Raw genomic sequence first — 11,058 nt, 5'->3', positions numbered from 1 at the left:
CACCCGGGCCGCTCAGACCGCCGAGGCGCGCTTGACCTTCCATCATCAGGTCAACGGGGTGGTGTCGGGGTTGGGGCTCAACGGGGAGCGGTAGGAAGCCCGGGCTTCTTGCTCCCATCTCTGGATGGTGGTGTGGAGCTGGTGGGCCTGGTCTTCGGGGGCGGCGACGGCGTAGCGGCCCGGGCCGAGGTCCTCCACAACGGTTCCGGGGAAGTCCCTGGCCAGGGCGTGCACGTCGGGGGCATCCGCTGACCGGGCGGTCAGCAGGGCGAAGGTGGTCCGGCCTGACGGGGTGATGACCGCTCCGGCGTAGCCGTTCGGGTCCACCTGGACCACGTCGCCCAGGGAGAGGCGGGTCTGCTGGAACGGGACGCAGCAGATCTCGCTGGTCTGTGCGGTGCGGCGGCGAGCCGGCAGTACCTCGTCCCGGGGTGGCTGGGCGTCGTTCGGGAAGAGGATCAGGCCCAGGACGGTGCTGTCGGCCCGGTCCGCCCAGGCCGGCGCCGGGTGGGTCAGCGGGCCGGGGACCACGATCATCGGGTCGCCGTGCGGTGTGCGGAGCCAGCCCCAGAGCGTTGCCACCAGGACGGTGAGGCCGAGGGTGCCGACGCCGAGGTAGCCGCCGCGCCACCACGGGGCGGAGACCAGGCCCGGTGCGGTGGCGTCCGAGGGGTGGTCCGGGTCGACGGTGAGGGTGAGGCGCTCGCCCCTGCCGGCAGAGGGCGAGGACCAGCCGATCTCGGTCAGGTCGGTGCGGTAGGTGTGTGCGCCCAGCGAGTACTCGACGGTCAGCTCGTGGTGGTTGCGGGTGCTCGGGTGCAGGACTCCGGCGCTGACCGGGACGCCGGTGGCGCGGATGCGGTCGGCGCGCTGCTGAAGGGTGATCAGGTCCAGGGCGGCGGCGGTGATCAGCACGAGCCCGAGGAGCAGCGTCAGGATGCGGAGCGGGCGCGGCATGGCCCACCTTATCGAGGTGTGGATCACGCCGGGAACTACCGCGGGCGGACGGACGACTGACGGACTGTGCGAGGTGTGTGGAGAACGACGGTGGCGGCGGCCGGGGTCACCGTGATCGTGCTGGTGGCGGCGCTGCGGTTCGGGGGTGGGGTCGACGGGGCGGTGCTGCCGGGGATCCCGAGTCCGGGGGTGGTCACCGAGTGGACGCTGCCGGTGCTGACCCTGGTGGCGAACCTGCTGGGTGTGCTGACCGTGGGTTTCACCGTGACGGCGGCGTTCCTGCTGCCCGGGGACGGTGCGAGCGTGGCGGCGCGCGGGTGGGTGCTGCTGCGGCGTACCACCTGGCTGGCGCTGCTCTGGGCGGTGACCTCGGGTGCGCTGATCGTCTACACCGTCTCCGATGTGCTCGCCGTGCCGGCCGGGCAGCTCAGCCGGCACGCGATCGTCAGTTTCGCGTTCTCCATCTCGCAGGGGCAGGCGCTGCTGCTGCAGACCGGGCTGGCCCTGGCGGTGGCGGTGCTCAGCCGCGGCGGGGTGTCGCGCGGGCTGGCCGCGGTCACCGCCGTACTGGCCATGGTGACCGTGTTGCCGCCGGCGTTCACCGGGCACGCGGCCGGGGCCGGCAACCATCAGATCGCGGTGACCAGCCTGGCGTTGCACGTGCTCGCGGCGTCGCTGTGGGTCGGCGGGCTGGCCGGGTTGCTGCTGGTGCGCCGGCATCGCCGGTTCGCTGACACGGCGGCGCGGTACAGCCGGCTCGCGCTCGGGTGCTTCGTGGCGACCGCGGTCAGTGGCGGGGCCAACGCGGTGGTGCGGCTCGGCGGGTGGGGGGAGGTGTGGGGGTCCCGGTACGGCGTACTCGTACTGCTGAAGGTTTTTGGTCTTGCGGTCGTGGGGGTCATCGGTCTCGCGCATCGCCGGCGGACGCTGCCGGCCCTGCGGTCCGGCGCGCCGCGCGCCTTCCTGAGGCTGGCCGCAGGGGAGTTGGTCGTGCTCGGCGCGGCTGTCGGCCTGGCAGTTGCCCTTTCCCGTACGCCGACGCCGGTCCCGGAGGGGTCCGTCGAACCTGATCCGCTCGTCGAACTGCTCGGGTTCGCGCCGCCCGGGCCGCCGACCGCCGTCCGGATGCTCGGCGACCCGCTGCCCGACCTGTTCTTCCTCACCGTCGTCGTGCTCGGCATCGCCGCCTACCTGGCCGGGGTCCGCCGGATGCGCCGGGCCGGCCACGACTGGCCGATCAGCCGCACGGCGTCCTGGATCGCCGGGATGCTGACCCTGGCCGCGATCACCGGCCTCGGCGTCGCCCGGTACGCCTACGTCCTGTTCAGCGCGCACATGGTCCAGCACATGGTGCTGTCCATGGTGGTGCCGATCCTGCTCGTCGGCGGCGCACCGGTCACCCTGGCACTGCGGACCCTGCGCCGCCCCGCCGACCCGCAGGTGCGCGGCGCGCGCGAGTGGCTGCTCGTGGTCCTGCACAGTCGCCTGTTCCGGCTGCTCAGCCACCCGCTGGTCGCGCTCGGCAGCTACGTGGTCAGCCTCTACGGCCTCTACCTGGGTGACCTGCTCGGCACGCTGATGCGGTACCACCTCGGCCACCTGGCCATGCTCGTGCACTTCGTGCTCGCCGGGTACCTGCTGTTCTGGGTGCTGATCGGCGTCGACCCGGGCCGCCGCCGGGTGCATCCGGCGCTGCTCACCGTGGTGCACTTCCTGGCCATGGTGGCGCACGCGTTCTTCGGGTTCGTGCTGCTGCAGTCGACGAGCGTGATCGCGCCGGACTGGTATCTGGCGGTGCACCCGGCGTGGGCGTCGTCGCTGCTCGCCGATCAGCATCTGGGTGCCGGGCTGGCCTGGGCGTTCGGTGAGCTGCCGGCCGTGGTGATCATGCTGATCCTGGTGCGGCAGTGGATCCGGTCGGACGAGCGGGAGCAGGCCCGGGTGGACCGGGCAGCGGACCGGGCGGAGGCGGGCGGGGACGAGGACGATCTCGCGCGGTACAACGCGTTCCTGGCCGTCGCGGCCGCTTCGTCGGCCGGCGGCGCTTCGTTGGCCAGCGGCGCTGGCTTGGCCGGCGGCGCTTTGTCGGCCGGTGGCGTGCCGGTGGCGGAAAGCGCGTCCGCCGTCGTCGAAAACCCGGCGCCGGACGGTCGCCGGGAAAGTCACGAAAAATAATGTTTAGGCGGGAACTTTTGCCGCCCGGATGCTGACCAACCTGTATGCGAAAGTCCCGGCAGTTCCTCACCGCGGCGGTCCTCACCGCCGCCCTGTCCACCCTCGGCCTGGCCGCCTGCGGCTCCGACGACTCGGCGAGCAGCACCGGAACGCCCACTCCCGCACCGTCGGTGACCGCGGTCGCCGCGACCCTGACGATCAAGGACCCGTGGGTCAAGGCGGCCGGGGCCGGTGCCATGACCGCGGCGTTCGGCGTGCTGGTCAACGACACCGACGCGGACATCACGGTGGCCGCCGCCGAGTCGCCGGCCTCGCCGATGGAACTCCACGAGATGACCATGAAGGACGGCAAGATGGTCATGCAGCCCAAGGAGGGTGGCTTCGTGATCAAGGCGAAGGGCACCCACGAGCTGTCCCCGGGCGGCGATCACCTGATGCTGATGAAGCCGGCCAAGGCGATCGAGGCCGGTGACGAGGTGTCGTTCACGCTCAAGCTCGGTGACGGCTCCACCGTGCCGTTCACCGCGATCGCCAAGCCGTTCGCGGGCGCGGGCGAGAGCTACGACCCCGGCATGACGATGGGCAGCGCCGCGCCGTGACGTCTCCGTTGAGCCGGCGGGGTCTGCTCGCCGGCCTCGGTGCCGCGGCGGTCACCGCCGCCGCGACCCCCGCGGCCGCCGCGCCGGCCGCCGCCGGGGTGGCTCCGGTCGCGCTGGCCACCGCCGGCGCGGCCGTGGCGCCCGCCGAGACCGGTATCGGTGCGGCCACCGTTCCGTTTCACGGGCCTCGGCAGGCCGGCATCGCCGAGGACCCGCCCGCACACGCCGCTTTCGTGGCGTTCACCCTGGCCGCCGGCACCGACAAACGGGCCCTGGGCCGGATGCTGCGCCTGCTCACCGACGACGCGGCACGTCTGACCCAGGGCATCCCCGCGCTGGGCGACACCGACGCGACCCTGGCCGCGCTGCCCGCCCGGTTGACCGTCACGTTCGGGTTCGGCCCCGGGCTCTATCGCGCGGCCGGCCTGACCAGCCCGGTCGCCGAGCTGCCGGCGTTCCGGATCGACCGGCTGCTGCCGCGCTGGTCCGGCGGTGACCTGCTGCTGCAGATCTGCGCCGACGACCCGCTGACCGTCGCGCACACCCAGCGGATGATGATCAAAGATGCCCGCCCGTTCGGGTCGGTCCGCTGGGTGCAGCAGGGCTTCCGGCGCAGCCCCGGCGTGCAGGCCCCGGAGCACACCCAGCGCAACGTGCTCGGTCAGCTGGACGGCACCGCGAACCCGCGCGGCCCGGAGATCGATCCGGCGGTGTGGAACCCGGACGGCTCCAGCACGCTGGTGGTGCGCCGGGTCCGCGCCGAGATCGAGAAGTGGGACATGCTGTCGGTTTCGGACAAGGAGAACGCCGTGGGGCGTCGCCTGGCGTCCGGCGCCCCGCTGAGCGGACAGTCCGAACGGGACGAACCGAACTTCACCGCGCTCGACGACACCGGTCTGCCCGCCATGCCGGACTTCTCGCACGTCACCCGCGCGCACGTCACCGACCCGACGCTGAAGATCCTGCGCCGCCCCTACAACTACGACGGCGCTCCGGACGCCTCCGGACGCCCGGACGCCGGTCTGATCTTCGCGGCCTACCAGCGCGACATCACCCGCCAATACGTCCCGATCCAGCGCCGCCTGGCCGAAAAAGACCTGCTCAACGAATGGATCACCCCCATCGGCTCAGCAGTCTTCGCGATACCCCCGGGCTGCGCCGAGAACGGCTGGATCGGCGAGCAGGTGCTGTCATGAGGCAAAACCCCGCTGCGCGGAGGCGGGCGGGTGGTGTCGTGTGGCGGGTGTCTGCTGCGCCGGGGCAGGCGGGTGGTGTCGTGCTGCGGGAGTCTGCTGCGCCGGGGCGGGCGGGTGGTGTCGTGTTGCGGGAGGCCGCTGTGCCGCGGCGGGCGGGCGCGGTCGTGACGCGGCTGCTGGCCGCGCTTGCTGTGCTGGTCGCGGTGCTGGTGCCCGGCTCGCCGGCCTGGGCGCACGCGCAGCTTGTCGCGGCCGACCCGGCGAAGGAGGCGACGCTGACCGCCGCACCGGCCAGCGTGACGCTGCGGTTCAGTGAGCGCCTCAACCCCGACTACACGACGATCGTGGTCAGCGACGCCGCGCGGCAACCGGTCCCGGCCGCCGCGCCGACCATCGACGGCGCGTCGGCGACGATCACTATCGGTCAGACGCTCGGCAATGGTGCTTACCTGGTCGCCTACCGGGTGGTCTCCGCGGACGGCCACACGGTCCAGGGTTCCTACCCCTTCACCCTCGCCGACCCGGCCCACCCCGCCGCCGCACTGTCCGCCGCGGCTCCGGTCGCGGCCGCGCCCCCGGACTCCTCCGGCGGCGGCACAGGTCCGCTGATCTCCCTGATCGCCGCCGGCTTGCTGCTTGCCGCCGCCATTTTCTGGTACGCCCGGAAGCGCCGCCCACCACCCCGGTGACAAGGAGCGCGCCGCGAAAAGCTCTCCGTCGTGAAGTGGTGTCCGACGTATTCGGGCGCAGGTGGGTGGTGGCGTCGCATGCCGGGGATGTTCAGTCGCTCAGCGTCGCTTGCAGGGTCAGCGTGGGCGGCAGCGGTCCGCACTCAATGGTGGCGGGGCGGCAGCGGTCCGGGCTCGATGGTGGCGGGGCGGTAGCGGTCCGGGCTTGATGGTGGTGGGGCGGTAGTGGTCCGCGCTTGATGTTGGTGGGGCGGTAGGAGTACGCGTTGGGCCGGGTTCGGGGCGGTAGCGGTCCGCGATCGGGTTGTGCGTGCATTTACCGCCCCCAGGTGGGCGGTGCGCGCACGCAATCTGGCACTGCGGACTCCCGCCGCCCTCCCCGGGCGGTGCACGGATCCGATCGGGCATCGGGCATCGGGCACGCCCGCAGCCCGGTCTCCCGCGCCGCCGCCCCGGGCTGCCGTCTCGTGCTGCGGTCCGGGGATGGCGGCCGTCTCGTGCTGCGGTCCGGGGATGCCGCCCCGGCTGCCGCGCGTCGCCGTCCGGTGCTGCTGCCTCGGCCGTCGCGTTCGTGGCTGGTGCTCAGGGGTGCCTCGGGGGCGGGGAGGCACCCCTGAGCACCAGCCGGCGATCGGGACGTGTGCAGGGGCCGTGCGCACACTGTGGCCGGCGTGATTCGCGCCTGCGGCCTCCGGCCTCCGGCCTCCGGCATCCGGTCACCGGCCACCGGCACTGGGCTAGTGCGGCCGGCTGTCATGGCCGTTATGGCTTGCTCGATGCGGCCGTGAGGGCCAGCCGGTGGTCGGGACGTGTGTGGGGGCCGCGCGCACGGCGGGCGCGACGGGGCCGGAACTTTCTGATCAGTGTGGTTCTGGCCGGGATCGCGCTGCGTCCGTCGGCTGGTCAGGGGCTGATTGCGGCGCGGGGACGAGGTGCCGTCATGAAAGCGTCATGGTTCGTGTCGTAGACGTTGCGGCGATCGAGTAGTTCTATTGGGGGAACGGTACCGCCGCTGCGGCGGACACCGGGATCGCGATGACGGGCGGTGATCCTCCAGTTGTCCACCAGAGACACGCGGCGGGAATTCGATCAGATCGTGGCGCGGCTGACCGGCGAGGAAGTCACGCCGATCCGCCGTACGCGCAAGCCTTTGCGAACGGTGACCATCGCCACCCTGGCGGTGATCGCAGGCCTGGTGTGGGCAGGCCTCTCGGTGTTGATGGTGGTCTGGGGCGCGGTCGGCGTCCTGATCACCGGCCTGGTGGTCGCCGCAGCCGTCGCGACCGCGGTGGCCATGACCCGGCGGAGATGACCCCGGCGGAGATGACGGTTGATCTCTAGGCGGCCGGGGTGCCGCCGAGGCACTCCAGCGCCTGCGGCTGGTCGGGGAAGGTCGGGAAGACCCCGTCCAGGCGCATGGTGTGCAGCACCGTCTGGACGAATCGGGACGGAGCCACGAGCAGCAGCGACGCGCCGTGACTCCGGGCCTCCCGGTGCGCGCGGACCAGCAGACCGAGCCCGGCCGAGTCGACGACGCCCACGCCCTGCAGGTCCAGCACCACGTGCCGCCCGGCCGTGGCGGCGGCCATCACCACCGGACGCACCACCTCGACGATCTGCTGATCGAGGTCGGACAGCGGCGCCACCACGGTGGCGCGCAGCTCGTCCAGGTGCCGCAGCGTCAGCACGCCGTCGCCGGCCACCGCGGTCATCGGGCACCCCCGGTCCGGTCGTAGTGGGCCCGGTCGGTGGTGATCGCGACCAGGGCGACGCCGGCGGCGGCGAACACCACCTGCAGCAGCACCTCGACGGTGGTCGGGCCGGTCGCGCCGGCGTCCGCCATCCGGAGCACCACGGTGGCGAACACGGCCGCGCCGATCCCGACGGCCGGCGGCAGCCAGAGCGGTGCGCCGCGGCGGTGCGTCGTCACGAGCCGGCCGACGAGACCGGTGACCAGGCCGATGGTCACCGCGGTGACGAGACTGACTGCGGTCATGGGTCACACGCTGCCCGGCTGGCATGGCGGTACCGGCCCATCGCCATGACAGTTACGTGACAAACTCCCGTCATGAGCCGACCGACGGGCTCACCGGCGGAACGCGCGGCATCATGCGGGTATGACCGCGGTGCTGCTGATCGAGGACGACGACCGGATCCGCCTCTCGCTGACCATGGCGCTGGAGGACGAGGGGTACACCGCGTACGCGGTCGCCACCGGCGAGGAGGGCATCGCCGAGCAGCGCCGCCGCAGAGCCGACACCGTGCTCGTCGACCTGATGCTGCCCGGGATGGACGGGTACGAGTGCATCCGGCAGTTGCGCCGCGACGACGACGTGCCGATCGTGGTGGTCAGCGCACGTGACGACACCCACGACATCGTCGCGGCGCTGGAGGCCGGCGCGGACGACTACGTGGTCAAACCGGTCCGGGTCAAGGAGCTGGCCGCGCGGTTGCGGGCGCTGCGCCGCCGGGCCCGTACGGTGCTCGCCCCGGTCACCAGCGTGCTCACCTTCGGCGCGCTGGAGATCCGCCCGGAGGCCGGCGAGGTGCGACTCGACGGCGTGGCGGTGGCCGTCACCCGCACCGAGTTCCGGCTGCTCTGCGAGCTGGCCGAGCACCCCGGCCTGGTGCTCTCCCGTCAGCAGCTGCTGCAGCGGGTCTGGGAGTACGAGTTCGGCGACGAACGGGTGGTCGACGTGCACGTGGGGCGGTTGCGGCAGAAGATCGAGGCGGACACCGCCCGGCCCCGGCACCTGGTGACCGTCCGCGGCCTGGGCTACAAGCTCCAGCCGTGACACCGATCGGACTGCGCGCCCGGGTCAGCGCCGCCTTCGCGATCGGCGCGCTGCTGCTGTCCGCCTGCGTGACGGTGGTGTCGTACGAGCTGATCCGCAACACGCTCTTCGCCGAGCGGGAGCGCACTGCGGTGCGGGCCACGTACTTCGACGCGGCCATCGTCACCGCCGACGTGGCCGGCGCGGATCCCGAGCTGGGCGAGGTGCTGCGCGGGCTGGACACCGGCGCCGACCGGTACGTGCTGCTGCACCGCGACGGCCGGTGGTACTCGCGCAGCGCCGAGCCGGTGAGCGAGACGACGGTTCCGGCGCGGCTGCAGGCGATGACGGCGGGCGGGCAGGCCGGGGCGCAACGGGTCAGCCGGGACGGGCAGCCCGCGCTGATCATCGGGGTGCCGCTGCCCGGGGACATGACGTTCTACGAGATCGTCTCGCTGCGGGAGCTGGAACGTACGCTGCAACTGCTCGCCCTGGTGCTGACCGCCGTCGCGATCATGGTGGCGGCCGGTGGCGCCGCGGTCGGCTGGTACGTCACCCGGCACGCCCTGCGCCCGCTCGCCGCCGTCGCCGGAGCGGCCCGCGGCATCGCCGCCGGTGACCTCGCCACCCGGCTCGACCCGGACACCGAACCGGACCTGGCGGTGCTCTCCGAGGCGTTCAACGACATGGCCGGCCAGCTGAGCCGGCGCCGGGAACGGGACCGCCGGTTCGCCGCGGACGTGAGCCACGAGCTGCGGTCGCCGTTGCAGACCCTGGAGGCCGCGGTGAGCGTGCTGGAGCGGCGCAAGGACCGCCTCGACGAGCGGTCCGCGTCGGCGGTCGGCCTGATCGCGGCCGAGGTGGAACGGTTCCAGGCCCTGGTCAACGACCTGCTCGAGCTGGCCCGCAGCGACCAGCCGGTGCACCGGGAGCCGGTGGTGATCGCCGAGCTGCTGCGCGGGATCTGCCGGTCCCGCGGGCTGGAGGCGGACCTGGTGGCGATCGTGCCCGGGACGCCGGAGGTCTGGACCGTGGACCGGCGGCGGGTGGAGCAGGCGCTCGGCAACCTGATCGACAACGCGATCAGGTATGGCGGCGGCCCGGTGGCAGTGCGAGCGGGCCGGACATCTGACGGCCTCGCCTCGGACGACTTCTTCCTCGAGGTGGACGACGCCGGGCCGGGCATCGACGAGGTGGACCGGCCGACGATCTTCGACAGGTTCGTCCGCGGGCCGGCCGCCGGTGCGCGCGGTGCGGGTGACGGGACCGGGCTCGGCCTGGCCATCGTCGCCGAGCACGCGGCCGCCCACGGCGGCCGGGCCCAAGTCTCGGACCGCCCCGGCGGCGGCGCCCGCTTCCGGCTCGAACTTCCGGGGAGCGTCTGATGCCCGGCACTGCCCGGGAGCGTCTGACGCCTGGAGCTGCGCGGCGGCGCCCGACGCGGTGGAGCCGCGCCGTGCTGAGCCTGCTGACCCTGCTCGGTGTGGCGGCGTGCGGGGTGCCGGCCCAGGACGAGCCGCACGAGGTCACCCTGCCCCGGCGCCCGCTCACCGCCACCTCCCCGTCACCGGCGGAGTCCGGCTCGGCCGGTGAGGTCGCCGAGGTGCTCTGCCTGGTGCGGGACGGCAGCCTGGCACAGACCGTCCGCCGGGTCAGTGGCGCGCCGACCGCCCAGCGGCAGCTGACCGACCTGGTCGCCGGCCCGACCGCGACCGAACGGCAGGCCGGGCTGTCGTCGGCGCTCGCCGGCACGTCACTGACCGTGCGGGTCGGCGCCGCCGGCGGGGGAGCGGTGGTCGAGGTCGCCGAGCCGGATGCGGGCAGCGGGCGGAGCGACGAGCTTCTGGGGTACGCCCAGATCGTCTGCACCCTGACGTCCCGGGCGGACATCGGCTCGGTGGTCTTCACCCAGGGCGGGCAGCCGCTGCGCGTGCCACGCGGAGACGGCTCACTGTCGGACGGCCCCCTGACCGGCGCCGACTACCGCGAGCTGATCGGCCCCTGAGCGGAGCTCGGGAAGAGCCGCTCCACGGCGGTGACCACCGCGGCCCGCCGCGCGGCCAGGAACGCCGCCCGGTCCACATCGGCCGGGACCAGGTCGGGCTGATCCGCCCACGACATCGCGATCTGGTTCACGAACACCAGGATGTCGAGCGGCTCCCAGGACGGATCGAGATGCCCGGCCCGCTGCGCCTCGCGGATCAGCTCGATCTTGTAGCCGACCGACCGCTGGATCGGGTCGTCCAGCGCGACCTCGCCGGGCAGGCACTGGCGCATCCGGCCCCAGGTCATCAGCCGCAGCCGTTCCGGATAGCGCATGAAGTAGTCGTGGATCCGCCCGGCGTACCCGGCGAGATCCCGCGGGTCCAGGCGGGTCGCCTCGGCCACCGTGGCCAGCTCCCGGCTGAGAACGTGCTGGTAGAGCGCCTCTTTGCTGCGGAAGTAGGCGTACACCCGCTCCTTGCTGGTGCGGGCGGTCTTGGCGATCCGTTCGATCCGGGCGCCCGCGACGCCGTGCTGGGCGAACTCGGTGGTGGCCGCGGCGACGATCCGGTCGCCGGTGGAGTCGGTGCTGATCGTGGCGGCCATGGCACGAGATTACCAACCGAACCGTTTGGTTTGGCATTCGCGGTTCGCCGTCGTATGGTCGAACCGAACCGTTCGGTTT

The 11,058-nt window shown here is 73.0% G+C and carries 12 protein-coding genes; 8 read left to right on the top strand and 4 right to left on the bottom strand.

Annotation, left to right across the window (positions count from 1 at the left end):
* Positions 1–45: 45 nt before the first annotated feature.
* On the bottom strand, positions 46–957 hold the full coding sequence (locus tag Apa02nite_RS44280; protein ID WP_203830476.1) for a DUF4265 domain-containing protein: 912 nt from the start codon (positions 955–957) through the stop codon (positions 46–48).
* A gap of 75 nt (positions 958–1,032) precedes the next feature.
* Here Apa02nite_RS44280 and Apa02nite_RS44275 point away from each other — a divergent pair, with 75 nt between their 5' ends.
* The 5 genes from Apa02nite_RS44275 to Apa02nite_RS44255 all read left to right on the top strand — a co-directional run bounded on the left by Apa02nite_RS44275 (position 1,033) and on the right by Apa02nite_RS44255 (position 6,928).
* A complete protein-coding gene (locus Apa02nite_RS44275; protein WP_203830475.1) occupies positions 1,033–3,132 on the top strand; it encodes a bifunctional copper resistance protein CopD/cytochrome c oxidase assembly protein in 2,100 nt (699 codons plus the stop codon).
* 44 nt (positions 3,133–3,176) lie between these two features.
* The gene (locus tag Apa02nite_RS44270; protein ID WP_203830474.1) at positions 3,177–3,731 is read left to right on the top strand and encodes a copper chaperone PCu(A)C; all 555 of its coding nucleotides are present in this window, start codon (positions 3,177–3,179) and stop codon (positions 3,729–3,731) included.
* An 8-nt stretch (positions 3,732–3,739) separates the two neighbouring features.
* A complete protein-coding gene (locus Apa02nite_RS44265) occupies positions 3,740–4,927 on the top strand; it encodes a Dyp-type peroxidase (protein WP_203830482.1) in 1,188 nt (395 codons plus the stop codon).
* Between the two features lie 125 nt (positions 4,928–5,052).
* Positions 5,053–5,616, top strand: a complete 564-nt coding sequence (locus tag Apa02nite_RS44260; protein WP_373873093.1) for a copper resistance CopC family protein — start codon at positions 5,053–5,055, stop codon at positions 5,614–5,616.
* Positions 5,617–6,661: 1,045 nt separating this feature from the next.
* A complete protein-coding gene (locus Apa02nite_RS44255) occupies positions 6,662–6,928 on the top strand; it encodes a hypothetical protein (RefSeq protein ID WP_203830472.1) in 267 nt (88 codons plus the stop codon).
* A gap of 25 nt (positions 6,929–6,953) precedes the next feature.
* Here Apa02nite_RS44255 and Apa02nite_RS44250 read toward each other — a convergent pair whose 3' ends face one another.
* Together Apa02nite_RS44250 and Apa02nite_RS44245 are read right to left on the bottom strand one after the other, a co-directional pair.
* Entirely contained in the window at positions 6,954–7,328 is a 375-nt protein-coding gene (locus Apa02nite_RS44250) for an STAS domain-containing protein (RefSeq protein WP_203830471.1), read from the bottom strand.
* Positions 7,325–7,612 (bottom strand): GlsB/YeaQ/YmgE family stress response membrane protein, encoded by a 288-nt coding sequence (locus Apa02nite_RS44245; protein WP_203830470.1) that lies wholly within the window; start codon positions 7,610–7,612, stop codon positions 7,325–7,327. Before Apa02nite_RS44245 ends, Apa02nite_RS44250 begins: the two co-directional genes overlap by 4 nt.
* Positions 7,613–7,733: 121 nt before the next feature.
* On the opposite strand from Apa02nite_RS44245, the gene Apa02nite_RS44240 reads away from it, so the two are divergent.
* The 3 genes from Apa02nite_RS44240 to Apa02nite_RS44230 all read left to right on the top strand — a co-directional run bounded on the left by Apa02nite_RS44240 (position 7,734) and on the right by Apa02nite_RS44230 (position 10,395).
* Complete coding sequence (locus Apa02nite_RS44240) at positions 7,734–8,411, top strand: response regulator transcription factor (RefSeq protein WP_203830469.1); 678 nt, start codon at positions 7,734–7,736, stop codon at positions 8,409–8,411.
* Positions 8,408–9,775 carry a sensor histidine kinase gene (locus tag Apa02nite_RS44235; protein ID WP_203830468.1) on the top strand — a complete coding sequence of 456 codons (1,368 nt, stop codon included), beginning with the start codon at positions 8,408–8,410 and terminating at the stop codon, positions 9,773–9,775. Before Apa02nite_RS44240 ends, Apa02nite_RS44235 begins: the two co-directional genes overlap by 4 nt.
* A 71-nt stretch (positions 9,776–9,846) precedes the next feature.
* Positions 9,847–10,395 carry a GerMN domain-containing protein gene (locus tag Apa02nite_RS44230; protein WP_239164992.1) on the top strand — a complete coding sequence of 183 codons (549 nt, stop codon included), beginning with the start codon at positions 9,847–9,849 and terminating at the stop codon, positions 10,393–10,395.
* Here the strand turns inward: Apa02nite_RS44230 and Apa02nite_RS44225 are convergent.
* On the bottom strand, positions 10,371–10,979 hold the full coding sequence (locus tag Apa02nite_RS44225; protein ID WP_203830466.1) for a TetR/AcrR family transcriptional regulator: 609 nt from the start codon (positions 10,977–10,979) through the stop codon (positions 10,371–10,373). The two genes, Apa02nite_RS44230 and Apa02nite_RS44225, sit on opposite strands and share 25 nt — an antisense overlap.
* Positions 10,980–11,058 lie beyond the last annotated feature (79 nt).

Source organism: Actinoplanes palleronii (assembly GCF_016862315.1).
Classification (GTDB): Bacteria; Actinomycetota; Actinomycetes; order Mycobacteriales; family Micromonosporaceae; genus Actinoplanes; species Actinoplanes palleronii.
This window is presented reverse-complemented; position numbering and strand designations above follow the sequence as displayed.

What these genes read in the sequence shown, in the direction of transcription:
- Apa02nite_RS44280 (WP_203830476.1), bottom strand. Translation starts at nt 957, where the DNA reads ATGCCGCGCCCGCTCCGCATCCTGACGCTGCTCCTCGGGCTCGTGCTG.
- Apa02nite_RS44270 (WP_203830474.1), top strand. Translation starts at nt 3,177, where the DNA reads ATGCGAAAGTCCCGGCAGTTCCTCACCGCGGCGGTCCTCACCGCCGCC.
- Apa02nite_RS44250 (WP_203830471.1), bottom strand. Translation starts at nt 7,328, where the DNA reads ATGACCGCGGTGGCCGGCGACGGCGTGCTGACGCTGCGGCACCTGGAC.
- Apa02nite_RS44245 (WP_203830470.1), bottom strand. Translation starts at nt 7,612, where the DNA reads ATGACCGCAGTCAGTCTCGTCACCGCGGTGACCATCGGCCTGGTCACC.
- Apa02nite_RS44240 (WP_203830469.1), top strand. Translation starts at nt 7,734, where the DNA reads ATGACCGCGGTGCTGCTGATCGAGGACGACGACCGGATCCGCCTCTCG.
- Apa02nite_RS44225 (WP_203830466.1), bottom strand. Translation starts at nt 10,979, where the DNA reads ATGGCCGCCACGATCAGCACCGACTCCACCGGCGACCGGATCGTCGCC.